The sequence below is a fragment of the Paenibacillus sp. ACRSA genome (assembly GCF_022346845.1).
Classification (GTDB): Bacteria; Bacillota; Bacilli; order Paenibacillales; family Paenibacillaceae; genus Paenibacillus.
Genome location: NZ_JAKRNP010000003.1, coordinates 904,367 through 919,395 on the forward strand (window position 1 = coordinate 904,367; position 15,029 = coordinate 919,395).

The 15,029-nt window shown below is 44.7% G+C and carries 12 protein-coding genes, 1 rRNA gene and 1 riboswitch; of the genes, 2 read left to right on the forward strand and 11 right to left on the reverse strand.

Going from position 1 to position 15,029, the window contains the following annotated elements; all coding sequences use genetic code 11:
- Positions 1-55: 55 nt before the first annotated feature.
- From purB to MH215_RS13500, 8 genes are all read right to left on the reverse strand, one after another.
- Entirely contained in the window at positions 56-1,354 is a 1,299-nt protein-coding gene (gene purB / locus MH215_RS13465; protein ID WP_056693002.1) for an adenylosuccinate lyase, read from the reverse strand.
- Positions 1,351-2,550: a 5-(carboxyamino)imidazole ribonucleotide synthase gene (gene purK, locus MH215_RS13470; RefSeq protein WP_481857436.1), complete on the reverse strand. Its 1,200-nt coding sequence runs from the start codon at positions 2,548-2,550 to the stop codon at positions 1,351-1,353. Before purK ends, purB begins: the two co-directional genes overlap by 4 nt.
- Positions 2,550-3,035, reverse strand: coding sequence for a 5-(carboxyamino)imidazole ribonucleotide mutase (gene purE / locus MH215_RS13475; protein WP_056693037.1), 486 nt, complete (start codon positions 3,033-3,035; stop codon positions 2,550-2,552). Before purE ends, purK begins: the two co-directional genes overlap by 1 nt.
- 205 nt (positions 3,036-3,240) lie before the next feature.
- Positions 3,241-3,341: riboswitch (purine riboswitch) on the reverse strand.
- Between the two features lie 292 nt (positions 3,342-3,633).
- Complete coding sequence (locus tag MH215_RS13480) at positions 3,634-4,068, reverse strand: universal stress protein (RefSeq protein ID WP_239290770.1); 435 nt, start codon at positions 4,066-4,068, stop codon at positions 3,634-3,636.
- Positions 4,069-4,306: 238 nt separating this feature from the next.
- Positions 4,307-4,570, reverse strand: coding sequence for a DUF1294 domain-containing protein (locus MH215_RS13485; protein ID WP_056693006.1), 264 nt, complete (start codon positions 4,568-4,570; stop codon positions 4,307-4,309).
- A gap of 104 nt (positions 4,571-4,674) precedes the next feature.
- The gene (locus tag MH215_RS13490) at positions 4,675-4,812 is read right to left on the reverse strand and encodes a hypothetical protein (protein ID WP_239290771.1); all 138 of its coding nucleotides are present in this window, start codon (positions 4,810-4,812) and stop codon (positions 4,675-4,677) included.
- A 61-nt stretch (positions 4,813-4,873) separates the two neighbouring features.
- Complete coding sequence (locus MH215_RS13495) at positions 4,874-5,791, reverse strand: ROK family protein (protein WP_239290772.1); 918 nt, start codon at positions 5,789-5,791, stop codon at positions 4,874-4,876.
- An 85-nt stretch (positions 5,792-5,876) separates the two neighbouring features.
- Positions 5,877-7,277: a glycoside-pentoside-hexuronide (GPH):cation symporter gene (locus MH215_RS13500; protein WP_239290774.1), complete on the reverse strand. Its 1,401-nt coding sequence runs from the start codon at positions 7,275-7,277 to the stop codon at positions 5,877-5,879.
- 226 nt (positions 7,278-7,503) lie between these two features.
- Here MH215_RS13500 and MH215_RS13505 point away from each other — a divergent pair, with 226 nt between their 5' ends.
- Positions 7,504-8,700 carry a helix-turn-helix domain-containing protein gene (locus MH215_RS13505; protein WP_239290776.1) on the forward strand — a complete coding sequence of 399 codons (1,197 nt, stop codon included), beginning with the start codon at positions 7,504-7,506 and terminating at the stop codon, positions 8,698-8,700.
- Between the two features lie 59 nt (positions 8,701-8,759).
- On the opposite strand, the gene MH215_RS13510 is transcribed toward MH215_RS13505, so the two are convergent.
- Positions 8,760-10,889 carry a DNA topoisomerase III gene (locus MH215_RS13510; RefSeq protein ID WP_239290778.1) on the reverse strand — a complete coding sequence of 710 codons (2,130 nt, stop codon included), beginning with the start codon at positions 10,887-10,889 and terminating at the stop codon, positions 8,760-8,762.
- A 435-nt stretch (positions 10,890-11,324) separates the two neighbouring features.
- Between MH215_RS13510 and MH215_RS13515 the strand changes: the two genes are divergently transcribed.
- Positions 11,325-13,262 (forward strand): amidase family protein, encoded by a 1,938-nt coding sequence (locus tag MH215_RS13515; protein WP_239290780.1) that lies wholly within the window; start codon positions 11,325-11,327, stop codon positions 13,260-13,262.
- A 287-nt stretch (positions 13,263-13,549) separates the two neighbouring features.
- Here MH215_RS13515 and MH215_RS13520 read toward each other — a convergent pair whose 3' ends face one another.
- Both MH215_RS13520 and rrf read right to left on the reverse strand, forming a co-directional pair.
- Positions 13,550-14,545 (reverse strand): ketoacyl-ACP synthase III, encoded by a 996-nt coding sequence (locus MH215_RS13520; RefSeq protein WP_239290782.1) that lies wholly within the window; start codon positions 14,543-14,545, stop codon positions 13,550-13,552.
- A 366-nt stretch (positions 14,546-14,911) separates the two neighbouring features.
- Positions 14,912-15,028 (reverse strand): 5S ribosomal RNA (gene rrf, locus MH215_RS13525).
- Between the last annotated feature and the right edge of the window lies 1 nt (position 15,029).

A 15,029-nucleotide genomic window follows, 5' to 3' on the forward strand; every position in this document is an offset into this window, starting at 1 on the left:
GTCCTCTACGTTCCTTGCAGACCCATCATTTTGCTTTCTAGCCTTATTGGGAGTATTAGTCGTTTAAACCAAGCTTTTTGAAGATCGTATCCACATGCTTCAGGTGCCATGATGGGTTGAATGCATCTGCGATTTCTTCCTCGCTCAGCACTTCTGTAATTTCAGGTGTAGACTTCACGATGTCTTGGAACTGTCTTTGCTCTTCCCATGCTTGCATCGCACGTGGTTGAACTGTATCGTACGCTTGCTCACGGCTGAAGCCTTTGTCGATCAGCTTCGTCATAACGCGGCCCGAGAACGGTACGCCGAAGGTGCGCTCCATGTTGCGTTTCATGTTCTCAGGGAACACCGTCAAGTTTTTCACGATATTACCGAAGCGGTTCAGCATGTAGTTCAGCAACATTGTTGCATCCGGCAAGATTACGCGTTCAACGGAAGAGTGTGAGATATCGCGCTCATGCCAGAGCGTTACGTTCTCATATGCAGATACCATATGTCCGCGAATGACGCGGGACAAACCTGAGATGTTTTCACTACCGATTGGATTGCGTTTATGCGGCATTGCAGAAGATCCCTTTTGACCTTTAGCGAAAGCCTCTTCTACTTCACGGAACTCACTCTTTTGCAGTGCACGCACTTCTGTAGCGAACTTGTCCAAGGAAGTTGCGATCAGTGCCAATGTAGCCATATACTCCGCATGACGGTCACGCTGCAATGTTTGTGTGGAGATTGGTGCCGGTTTCGTGCCTAGCTTCTCGCAGACAAACTCTTCTACGAATGGATCGATGTTCGCGTACGTTCCAACTGCACCGGAGATTTTGCCGAACTGCACATTGTCTGCTGCATGACGGAAACGCTCCAAGTTACGCTTCATCTCTTCATGCCACAATGCCATTTTCAAACCAAACGTCGTTGGTTCCGCATGTACCCCATGTGTACGCCCCATCATTGGTGTGTGCTGATATGCTAGTGCTTTCTCACGCAGAATTTCAATGAAGTTCACGATATCGCGTTCCAGAATCTCATTGGCTTGACGAAGGACATATCCCAATGCCGTATCTACTACATCTGTAGAAGTCAGTCCGTAGTGAACCCATTTCCGCTCCGCGCCCAGACTTTCGGATACTGTACGTGTAAATGCGATAACGTCATGACGTGTTTCCTGTTCAATCTCATAGATGCGATCGATGTCAAAAGATGCGTTCTGACGAAGCAATGCTGCTTCTTCTTTCGGGATGACTCCAAGCTCTGCCCACGCTTCACATGCACAAATTTCAACTTCCAGCCATGACTTGAATTTGTTCTCTTCCGTCCAGATGGCTCTCATTTCGGGTCTGCTATAACGTTCGATCATGAATTTATATTCCTCCAGAGATTAGTTTGTTCAATCCATTGCAATCCTTCTTCGACATCCTGACAGAGCAGATTGACATGCCCCATCTTTCTTCCTGTTTTCGCTTCAGTTTTACCATATATATGAAGCTTGGGAATAACCCCGAGTTCCATCGCTTCTGTGTCTGATTGACCCATCCGATCGATGACCCCTTCCAGGTGCTCACCAAGCACATTGACCATAACCACAGGACTTAACAGTGTTGTGTCTCCAAGCGGCAATCCACAAATGGCACGAATATGCTGTTCAAACTGTGAAGTCGCACAAGCTTCCATCGTATAATGCCCCGAATTATGTGGTCTTGGAGCTAGCTCATTCACATAAAGTCTTCCATCCGCTGCTACAAACAGCTCAACCGCGAGCAAACCAACTGCCTGCATCGATTCTGCAACGGCTGCCGCCAATCTCTGTGCCTCCAGCTGAATCTCCGTTGGTACCCTTGCTGGAACAATGGATGTATGCAGAATGTTGTTCACATGAATATTCTCGGCTACCGGGAAGGTCTTGATCTCCCCTTGTGTACTACGCGCAACAACTACCGATATCTCGCAATCAAACTTAATGAACTGCTCCAGCACCAATTCCGCACCTGTGGAGGCAAGCTCTTCGTAAGCTTCAACCGCTTGGCTAACCTCGCGAATAACGCGCTGGCCTTTGCCATCATACCCACCGGTTACCGTCTTCAGCACACATGGGACACCTAGTTCTCGAACAGCCGCTTGCATTGTATCCAAGTTGGTAATTTCCCGATAAGGGGCAACGCGCACACCCGCCGCTTCAATGGCCCGCTTTTCACGTAGACGATGCTGCGTAGTATAAAGTAATGTACTTCCCTGAGGCACGTAGGATTCACGCTCCAGAAGAGCGGCAACGCCAGCATCCACATTTTCAAACTCGTACGTGATTACGTCGCATTGCTCCGCCAATTTCCTAGCAGCAGCTTCGTCGTCATAACCCGCTTCAATCTGACGGGCAACTTGTCCACAAGGTGCATCAGCGACAGGATCAAGCGTTACAAACCGATACCCCATCGCCGTTCCAGACAACGTTAACATACGTCCGAGCTGGCCACCTCCCAGAATACCAATCGTTGTCCGTCCAGGAAGCAGTACACGTTTGGCTTCGCTAGTCGCCTCTGACTGCTTATTAGGCATCATCATAACTCATCACTGCTTTCTAACACTTCACGTTTAATTCGTTCTCTACGAGCTTCCGCACGGTTCCGAACTTCCTCATCAAAAGCACCGATGAACTGAGCAGCGAGTAACCCTGCATTCGTCGCTCCTGCTTTACCAATGGCAACGGTAGCAACAGGTATTCCGCCAGGCATCTGAACAATGGACAAGAGGGAATCGAGACCATTTAATGCTTTAGACTGCACAGGCACGCCGATCACTGGCAACATCGTTTTGGCTGCTACCATGCCAGGTAGATGTGCCGCCCCGCCTGCACCCGCAATGATGACCTTGAATCCTCGATCAATGGCTTGCTCTGCATACTCAAACATCAAATCTGGTGTACGATGAGCGGATACCACTTTTTTCTCATAGCCGATTTCTAACTCATCAAGCACCTCACACGCATGCTTCATCGTTTCCCAATCTGACTTACTGCCCATAATTACAGCAACTTGCACTGACATGAATACATTCAACTCCCGTCTGAGCTTTTTGGATAATGTCACGTTCCAGCATTCCTTTTTGGTTCCACCCTCATGCTCATGGAACAAAAAAATCCGCTACCCGCGAAAACATACATTTTCTCCGGACACCGGACTCCAAGAAATACGTATCCCGCATTTGGGCATGCCAAAAGGGGCTTGCTGTCCGCACTTTAATTCCATGCGACTCTCAGCCGTATCTCCTCGTAGTCCGGAAATTTACGGTTCCCGGGTAGATACTTCCGGGCCTATTCCCGGCGTTATACGAGCAAATCTCTATATTGCAAAATTCTAGGTTCAGTCTTTTGCAAACTTCGTTTATAATCTAATAAAATATTCAACAGCATTCGTTCCTACTCGACCTTATTCTCACCTGATCGACACATCTAACATTTTAACAATCCCCTACAGCGAATGTCAACTTAAAGACGAACATTTAACATATTGACAAATATAATGTTCGGGAATTACCCATATCACAGTATTCTACTAACCATTTCATTCCATAAAAGAAAGCCGGCTCCTCTTCAATCTCTCGAAGACTACCGGCTTTTCCTTTGAAGTGCTGTACACTTCTACACTATTTAACAATAAGTACTGGAATCTGAGCATGCTGTACTACATTATGGCTGACACTGCCCAGAACAAACTCCCGAATTCCACCCAGCCCACGGCTACCAATAATAATGATGTCTGAGCCATTTTCTTTTGCAAAATCAAGCAACACTTCAGCAGCAGCTCCTTGGATCAGATCCACATTAGCCGTTACTCCAGCAGCCTGAATTCGCTCTTTGGCTTCATCCGTTGTTTGTACTGCAAGATTGTAATAGTCATTGTTGAGAGAAGGTGGCAGTGGCGCCAATCCCTCGCCGATAAATACACGCGGGAAATCAAATGCATGAATAACATCCAGTACTGCATCTGGTGATACTTTGGCGAATTCAATCGCGCGATCAAGTGCTTTATTTGAAGCTTTGGAGCCGTCATAAGCTACTAAGATTTTGGAAAATAACATGTAAATCCCGTCCCTTCCTTTATATGTATAACATCCGAAGCAAGCCTCGGGGTAATATCCTAACGCACATTAAAACCTTGTACTCCATGTCATTCTTTAAACGTTCCAGAGCTAAGATGAACCATTCATAAGAATGAATTTACATATCAACTCCTGTGAGATGGATCGAACTTGTATACTACGATCTAAGAATAATTAGCTAGAAAAAGTTTGATCCAGTGCAGTTCATCTCAAACCATTACTGGAGAAAGTAACCATACATTACTGCATTCAGAAACAAAAGCAGAGGAATACCGATCGTGAAGCTCGGATGCTTCGTTTTGTGCCTTTTGCGATACATGGCGATCCAGACTCCAAGCGCACCACCGATGAATGCAAGCAAAAACAATGTACGTTCAGGTGTACGATCTCGACGTTGCTGTGCACGCCTTTTGTCATCGGACATCACCAGATATCCTACTACGTTAATAAATATAAACCACAAGATAAGTCCGGTTTGCATATATTAAGCAGTCCCCCTATCCCGGGACATCTCCCTGCCTCCATTATAATCCTAAGACTGGCACATGTTCAACGCGGGAAAGGGAACTGAATTTTACTGCCTATCTAAGACTCCTCTTTGGGTATCCCGTTTAAACTTGGTACACGTTTGGCTGCTTTCTCCGGACGCACAGCGATACTCTCTTCGCGGATACTGTCTTTATTTTGCTGATTATGACGTTTCTCTGGTTTGTTGTGCGGCATATGGGTATCACCTCCTTAGCTTACGTTGCCTGAAAACGGAGGATCTTATACGAAGATGTGCCTACGCTTGGGAAGTGGTACGAATTCGTGTATCCTGTCTGTCCAAAAAATTGTAAAGTGCCCCATACAGATTAGCATCGTTCCTGAACGTACAAGCCGTAATCTTAGGACTTGCCTTATGAAATGGATTAGTTCGTTTCAGTTCATTAATCGCCCACTCTAAACGCTCCAAGAGAACAGGCTGGGCACTGATCCCACCCCCAATGGCGAACAGCTCCGGATCTAAAATATATTGCAAATTCATAATCTGCACCGCTACATTCAGACAATAATGATTGAATATTTCCGTAGCTTCCGGGTCCTGTTGGTTGATAAACTCAAATACCGCTGCTCCATCGGCAGGATCTTGCAACCCTTTCTTCTCACCGATCTGCTGAACCATTCCTACTGCGGAACAATCCAGACCAAAATACGTAGCTTCTTTTGTCACAGGATCAATCTTACTCATGATGTAACTAACTTCCCCAGCAGACAGATTCGCCCCTCGTTGGAGCTTGCCGTCTACAATAATACCTGCGCCGATTCCACTACCAAGCACAAGCACAATGGAGTCTTTCGCGTGTTTTACACTTCCAAGCCATAATTCGGCAAGTGCAGCACATTTCCCATCGTTTTCAATTGAAACGGTGATATTATAACGATCTGCAAGAAGCTTCGCCAAATTGACCTCATGCAAAAATGGAAAAAATCCGCCGTGATAAACAATGCCTGTTTCCACATCAATCGTTCCTGGACAACTAATTGCGATGCCCTGGAGGGAACTCAGTTCTTGCCCATCAATGATAGAGTATAGAACTTCCTCCAGTTCCTGAAGATCGGTTCTCCTAGTGGGTTGCTTGTCCTTATGTACGATATCCCCACTAGAGCTCATCAAAGCATATTTCACAAACGTTCCGCCTATATCCAATACTAAATACATCCTACCTACCCCTTGCCCAAAAGTTGATTTGAAAAGATAGTCTTGTCCCCAATCACTCACTGGTGAACAAGACTGTCTGATTGTGTTATTGCTGCTGTGCTCTTTGATATTCAAGTTCAGCAATAATTTCATTATGCGGTTTCTCGAATTTGAAGAAAGCCATAATCAAGATCGAAAGAGCACTCAGAATTATAGGTAACCAAATATAACTGATCGTTATTGCTGTCAGAGCAGATTCAGTCTGTGTCTGGTTTGCTACATATCCTCCTGCAGCAAGCATCCAAGCTGGGATGGCTGCACCTAGACCTGATCCTAGTTTGATCCCAATGCCTGAGGCAGATACAAGTAATCCCTGAGCACGTACCCCTGATTTCCACTCCCCATAGTCTACAGCATCCGCCATCAGAGTGAATAACAATCCCGCTGGAAGTCCCAGTCCAATTGCGGAAATGACCGTTCCTGCAAGGATCATGCTAACCTCAGAACCACCAATCCAGATCATCAACAGACCGATAATATTAATGATAATTCCTGTAATTACAACTTTACGCTTACTGAAAAACTTGGTTAAGAACGGGACTAATAGTATGCCAATGAGTGTCATCATCCCAAGCGTATTGACCGTCGTCACTAGATCCTTTCTCCCTAGATTGTACGTAATATAATAGATCCCTGCAGATAGCTTGATAATATACATTGTGAAAAATACTAATCCAAGCAGCGCAACCACGACCCAAGGTTTGTTTCCTTTGAGCGCTTTCAAACCTTCCCGTAGCGGAACAGCTTCATTCCCAGAAGCACTCTGTACTCGTTCTCTTGTATTGAAGAAGGTGATCAAAAACATAATTACACCAACAACCGAAAAGATTGTCATTGTATAGAAGAAGCCTTTTTGCTGATCTCCTCCTCCAAAGTACGCGACTAGTGGCAGCAAGCTTAAGTTCACAATCAGACCACCGATCTGACCACCGAACATACGAAATGTATTGGCGACCGTTCTCTCTTGAACATCGCTACTCATACTAGATAACATCGTAGTCAGTGGATTATTGACCGCTGCATACAAAACACTAGAGGCAATATAGAAAATATAAGCATATACCAGTTTGCCTGATTGACTCAGGTCAGGCCCCATGAACAACAACACTGAAGATAACGCAAATGGAATACAGAACCATAATATCCATGGTCTTGATTTACCCCACTTGGTATTGGTTCGGTCGATGAGAACTCCGAAGATGGGACTATCAATCATGTCCACAAACCGCACGATTAACATCATCGTACCTACAGCAGCAGCTCCCAGACCAAAAACATCAGTAAAATAAAAGGTGAGGTACGTTGTGATTACAGTATAAATGAGATTCGAAGCAACATCCCCTAGACCGTAACTAACTTTTTCTTTCAACGGAATTTTATGAGTCTTGCTAGATTTACCTGGATGGATTTCCGTTACCCTTCTTACGACTTCTTCGTGAACAGCCATATATGTGCCCTCCCTAATTAAGCGTTTTCATTGTTGTGAGTGTAAGCGTTCATTCCTCGCTAATTGTTTAATTCCCATAGAATTGAGAATTCGCTTATACTTATGTACTCCATATTAGAAAGCGCTTTATTTTTCTAATTGAAATATAAATCAATTCTATATATATTTATGGTATTAATTTGTGATAAATGGTATTAATCACGTATTTAACGAGGGGGCTATACTGATGATATCTGACCCACATCTTCAATGGATCTTCCATTCCATCTATGACTCTACCCGTATCCCAACTTTTTATATTACGGATGGTTCGGAACTGCTACATGGCTTTACCAGCACTCACACCTCTAAGTCCAACCAAACAAAGCTATCTAGAGAGCTCGTGGTTCACCTTCTCTCCATTCCTCTCTACAAGAAAATTCATCTTGTCTACATTAACAAGCAAGCGGATAAATTGATCCTCATGCCGATCTCCACGAAGGAGGGGCAGGGTCGCCTCATTTTATGGCCTAATTCTCAGAAATTCTTAGATAGCAATATGATCGATCAACAACTTGATACAACTGGATCAGCGGTAGATCACAGGCAGTTAATCAGTGCGGCTATACTGGCTCACTACCTATTGCATAATGAAATGTTAGATCTGGAGCAGGTCATTGAAGACAATCAGAATGTGGTCAACAACAAAACGGAGGATGTGCTTGATCTTTCATTGCTTGAACAACGAGAAAATGGCTTGTATCATAAATCGTATTTATCGGAGAGGAAAATTTTTGAACAAGTTCGTCTAGGAAATAAGAAGAAGATGTTGCTCTACCTGAAACAACATATGGAGATTAACGGGGTGTACGGCATATTATCCAAGAACGATAGTCTTCGGAGTAAAAAGAATCTCATTATTTCGGCTATTGCCATAGGAACTCGGGCAGCTATTGACGGTGGGTTGTATTCGGAGGTCGCTCTTACCCTTAGCGATACATATATACAACAAATTGAGGGTGTACCTCGGATTGAATCCATCCACACTTTTCTCGAAGACATTCTTGTTGATTTTACCGAACGAGTAGAGAAGGTTCATCGCGCTCACTTTTCCAAGGATATCCTGCTATGTCAGGAATACATTTTCAATCACCTTTATGATGATCTCGATCTAGATGTACTTGCCAATCATCTTCAAATAAGCCCCTCCTATCTCTCCCGTAAATTTAAGGAAGAGACTGGAGAGGCTCTGAAGATTTTTATCCAGAAGCAGCGCATTGAAGAAGCGAAGAATCTCATTATTTTCTCAGACTATCAACTTAGTGAAATTTACCCCTTATTGAATTTTTACGATCAGAGTTATTTCATTAAGGTATTCCGAAAACATACAGGTCTCACACCTAAGCAGTATCGTAATCGTTTTGTAGTCAAACCAACACAATAGAATTCAATGCGGCGATTGGTATTGTAAGGATTCTAAAATAGATGGAGGCTCCTGCACCTTTAGTTCTCTTTCTTCTCCATAGCCGCCTTCAGCAAATCACCGAGATTGGAACCGATGGATTCCTGTTTCGCATATTGCTTCACCAGCTTTTGCTGTTCGCGTTTGTTCACATGCTTCTTATCCTTATCCAATGTCTCCGTGATTCCACAAGGCAGGCACTGCACGTATAATCCCGCTTTGCCTTCTTTGATCTCCATCTTTTTGTGACACTGTGCGCAGCGGCGGTTCGACAATCTCTTCTCTGCTGAGCGGCGATAACCACAGTCCTCTGTAGGACAAACTAAGAATTTACCGCGCTTTCCTTTTTTCTCTAGCAATCGTGCATTACAGTCAGGACAGTGACTATTGGATACATTATGAGGCTTGTATTCAGCTTTACTGCCTTTAACCGTTGACACCAGTTCTTTCGCCATCGAACGAATACTATCCAGGAAAGGACCTGGTTTACCTTGTCCGCGAGCAATCCGCTCGAGTTCTGCCTCCCAGCGTGCCGTTAGTTCTGGGGTGCGAAGCTGCGGAGCTGCAAGCTCAATTAACTGTTTTCCTTTACCTGTTGGGTGCATGCTGTTGCCTTGACGATCAATCGTATCGGAGTTCACCAGTTTTTCAATGAGATCTGCCCTTGTAGCTGGCGTGCCAAGTCCATGTTTCTCCATCTGAGAGAGCAGAGCAGCTTCTGTGTACCGTTTAGGCGGCATCGTCCGTCCACTCTTCACATGACAACGCTGAACGGTTACAGACTGCCCTTGCTGCACATCTGGCAGAAGCACAGACCCATGATTAGCATCATCTTCCGTACGGTCATCGTCATCATCGCTATAATCCCCACCATATACTTCACGCCATCCACTGTCTTTCACGGTTGTGCCTTTGGCATGGAATGAATCATTGCCGATCTGAACGGTGATCGCTACAGAATCATACCTAGCTGCTGGATAGAACAAGCTGATAAAACGACGAACAATGAGATCATACAGTTTACGTTCCTCCGGACTAAGTTGATTCAGTAGCACGGTCTGCTCCGTCGGAATGATGGCATGGTGATCTGTTACTTTACTGTCGTCTACGATGCGTTTCGTGATATTCAGGTTTTTGCGCAGCAAAGGACGTGCGATAGAGGCATAAGGACCAATAGCTACACTCTCCAGCCGCTCTTTAAGCGTACCCACCATGTCAGAGGTCAAATAACGGCTGTCTGTACGCGGATACGTAACAAGTTTGTGCTGTTCATACAAGCGCTGTAGAACATTTGATGTTTGTTTGGCAGAGAAACCGTATTTTCTGTTAGCATCTCGCTGTAGCTCTGTCAGATCGTATGCTAGTGGATGCGGCTCTACCTTCTCACTCTTCTTCACTTGAGAGATAGTACCTTTACGCCCCTCAATCCGTTGCTTCAGTTGTTGCATTTCCTGTGGGTCAAAGATCCGAGAATCCCCGCCACTTGCCCGCCAAACGGCCTGAAAACCACCTAGATCTGCTGTCAATGTCTCATATTCTTGTGAGCGGAAGCCATTTATTTCATTTTCTCTATCCATAATCATGCCCAAGGTTGGGGTCTGAACACGGCCAGCTGACAACTGCGCATTGAAACGAACAGTTAGAGCACGCGTTACATTCAGTCCAATCATCCAGTCTGCTTCCGCACGGCAGCGTGCAGATTCATAGAGACGATCGAATTGACTGCCTGGCTTCAGTGATGCAAATCCATCCTTAATCGCCTTATCTGTCTGAGAAGAAATCCACAAACGTTTAAACGGCTTCTTCCACTGTGCCATCTGCATAATCCACCGGGCCAGCAATTCTCCCTCACGTGCGGCATCTGTAGCGATGACCAATTCGCCAACATCCTGACGTTTCATTAATTGCTGTACCGCTTTGTATTGATGATTCGTTTCCCGAAGCACTTTAAGCTTGGTACGCTCCGGCAGAATTGGTAGATCTTCAAGATTCCATGTTGCATATTTTTTGTCATAATCCTCTGGCTCTGCAAGACCTACAAGATGCCCAAGCGCCCAGGTTACGATGTATTTTGGCCCTTCAATATAACTTTTATGTTTATCACGCGCCCCCATAACTCTGGCAATTTCGCGTGCGACAGACGGTTTTTCTGCGAGTACCAATGTCTTCACTTCATATCTCTTCCTTTCTGGTAAAACATTAAGAGGTTATTCAGAACGTCCGCTTTGGAACATACACTTAACGTTCTGCTGTTTAGATTATTTCATTATATCATTTCACAGTGGAGGTATGCTTTGCGCTTCTATTCCAGATCGGTACTTCTTATACCCTATACTTCATATAACATTGCTTACGACCAATTTGTGTTATGTGAATGTTATGTATGAGTTATATTTCCAAGAAATATATAGATTCATATCTTTTGTTAGCACATGAAAACAAGAGATATTGTGAGGAATACTCACATAAAGTTATTATGTATGCGTTTTTTTGGATAAATATTAGAATTGTAAGATTACCTAACATGCATATAGAATGTGCAAAAGCATATTGTTCACAGATTAATTACACACATCATCTGAGACACAGGAAGGGAGCGTGGATACATGACTAATCATGGATCTGTATTTAGAAAAAGTGGGGCATTGTTAATGGCGAGTGCTGTCATCGCTGCAACTTGGGGAGGAACTACTGTACCTTCAGCATTTGCCGCAACAGCTACTCCAGCTAGTAAAACTTCTACTGCAACGATAACCCTGGCCAAAACACCAGCTAGTGCTGCAACATTCGTAGGAGCCATGGAAGAAGCGGCTACGCTTGCAGGCGTGCCTTTTACTATGGACAGGCTCTCCGGCACTACCATTAAGCGTAAGGATGTTGCCGTAGCCTTGCAACAATGGCTTAAACTCGACCCTGCCACAATTTCCTTCAAGGATGTACCCGAACAGGCTGATTATGCTGATGCTGTAGCCTCTTTAAACGCTGCTGGGCTGATGAAAGGGTATACGGATACTCTCTTCCTACCTAACGCTATTCTTACTGAGAACGATGTCGCTGTATTAAAAGACCGTGTATATAACTACATAAAACCATTCGTTCTGGAGGAAGCCACGATCATGGATCTTCAGATGGCAATGACGCAAGGGAAACTGACATCCAAAGAGCTCGTACAACAATACCTTGATCGTATCGAAAAATACGATGATCAGGGAGTCAGCATTAACGCTGTTCTCACAATAAACCCAGATGCACTGCAAATCGCAGAGCAATTAGACGCAGAACGGGCAGCTCAGGGTGCTCGTGGTTCGCTACATGGCATTCCAGTTCTTGTGAAAGACAACTTCGATACCAATGATATGCCAACCACTGCTGGCTGTATCTGTCTGAAAGACTCTATCCCAGCTCACGATGCTGAACAAGTGAAGAAACTTAAGGCAGCAGGCGCCATTATATTAGGCAAAACGAACCTGCACGAGTTCGCATTTGGCATCACGACATCCAGCTCACTAGGAGGTCAAACACTTAACCCATATGCGCTTGATCACTATCCAGGTGGCTCTAGCGGCGGAACAGGAGCTGCTATTGCCTCAAACTTCGCTGCTGCCGGCTTGGGTACAGATACAGGTGGCTCAATCCGTATTCCGTCCAGCTTCAATAGTCTCGTAGGCATTCGTCCAACGATCGGACTGTCCAGTCGTGAAGGTATCATTCCACTGGCGTTGACGCAGGATGTTGGTGGCCCTATGGCTCGTACAGTAAGTGATGCTGCAATTATGCTCGATGCTACTGTAGGTTACGATAAAAAAGATGTGTCTACTGCTTACGCTGTAGGCAAAATCCCTTCTAGTTACACAGACTTCCTGGATGTTAACGGGCTTAAAGGAGCACGTATTGGTGTCGCTCCAGAACTGATTCCAAGCACCAAAGCAGAAGAAAGGGCTGTCGCTGACGTCATCCATAATGCAGTGGAGGAACTTAAATCACTCGGTGCTACCGCAGTTCCGATCTCCATCCCGAACCTGACGGAGATCAATAAATATCCAAGTCTCAGTGGATACGAATTCAAATTCCAGTTAAATGATTACCTTGATTCATTAGGCGAAGAGGCTCCTTACCATAGTCTGTCTGAGATCATCGCTTCTGGAGAATTCGACAAAGCGCAGGAGCAATCAATGAGAGCACGAGATGCACGTGAAACGTTAGATACGACAGAATATAAGGACATCGTTCTGAAACGTACTCAAGTTACACGTGAGTCACTGCTGAAAGTCATGGCAGATCATAACCTGGATGCCATTATCTATCCTACATCCACACAGGCTGCTGGCCTTATTGGCGAAGGACAAACTTCCGGTGGCAACAACCGACTCAGTCCATTTTCTGGTTTCCCAGCAATCACAGTTCCAGCAGGCTTCACAACTGACGGCTTACCAGTAGGGATCGAGTTTCTGGGGCGTGCATTCGACGAAGGTACACTGATCAAGCTAGCTTATAGCTACGAGCAAGGAACTCATCACCGTCAAGCGCCTGAGCTGACACCGTAATTATTTTGCCGACTTAGTCACAGCTCCTCTGCTATCATTATATTAGTCATATGTAGATGACCCGTTTTATCATGTAAAAGGTTCAGATCCTAAACTATGGCTCATGGTAAAGTAGAGATAATAATGAAAGCACACAAGTTCACCCATTATGTTCCTGTTATCAGATCAACAGCTCATTTTTCTAGTTAGGGTAAAAGATATTAAGAAAAAAAGAAAGATGGGATACCGCTCTATATTGAGCGGTATCCCATCTTTCTTCGATATAATGTCAGGAATCATGCTTGAGATTAGGCTCTGTCTGGCACGCCCCATTTTAGGACGAGACCCGAGTACGTTAAGCCACCTCCGAATCCAAACAATGCCACTCGTTGACCATGCTTCAGCTTTCCTTCATCCACTGCAAGCTGCAATGCAAGTGGGATGGACGCAGCAGACGTATTCCCCCGGTATTCCATACTGGTTAACGTTCGTTCCAGAGGAATCGGGCCACGTTCGCAGACTGCCTCGATCATTCTCATATTGGCACTGTGCGGCACAAACCAGTCAATCTGCTCAGGCTCTAATTCTGCCTTCGTGATGAGATGGCTTAATTGTTCAGGAATCATGCGTACAGCCCATTTGTAGATTTCCCTACCGTTTTGAACAAGGCTCCCCTCGACCTTTAAAGGTAACCCATTCATCTCTGACGACAAACCACTCTTATATAAATGAACCCCGCCTTCTCCGTGTGTTCCTGAGATTGCTGCCATAAAGTCGCCTTCTCCATCAGATCGTTCCACTAAAAAGGCACCAGCTCCATCCCCAAATAACACACAGGTTGTGCGGTCGGTATAATCCGTAATTTTAGATAAAGTCTCTGCCCCAATCACTAATATCTTGCGATACATTCCACTTGTTACTAAGCTATCTGCCATTTGCATACCATACGTAAATCCTGCACAAGCAGCATTTAGATCAAGTACTCCTGTATGCGGAATGCCAAGATTGGCCTGTACTCTGGAAGCTGAACTTGGAAAGGCATATTCAGGTGTGCTGGTTGCAAATAGAATCATATCAACATCATTTACGTTAACCTGGTAACGACCGATCATATCTTCAACAGCTTTTGTAGCCAAGTCAGATACATATTGGTTGTCATCCGCAATCCGGCGTTCTCTCATGCCAGTACGCTGTACAATCCATTCATCGCTCGTATCAACCATTTTCTCCAGATCAGCGTTACTTAGGATGCGCTCTGGCACATATGTTCCGAATGCGGTGATTATCGCTTTTGATTGATTCATACTAGCACCTCCGTTAGTGTTTTTATTATTATAGCACCTACTATTAGTATCTGGTACTAAAAAATAATAAATTGCAGCGATCATTCCAAAATAGAATAGAACAAGAGCTATTCATCTTAAATGAGAACGATCATTATTGATCTATAATCCAACCATTTTGTTAATATATCTCAAAGGACCCTTAAGCATTCATAACCCGTTTCGGGATAGTTTGAATTTAATCTTATGTTTATAGGTACATGCACGATCTTCTAATCCGACATGAGGTTTATTACATAAATATAAAAAAACAGCCTAGTCTAAGATTAGGTTGTTCTAAGAACATAAATAAAAACCACCACCGAATAACATCGGCAGTGGTTCTTTGCTTGGCGGCGTCCTACTCTCCCAGGACCCTGCGGTCCAAGTACCATCGGCGCTAGAGGGCTTAACGGTCGTGTTCGGGATGGGTACGTGTGGAACCCCTCCGCTATCGCCACCAAAC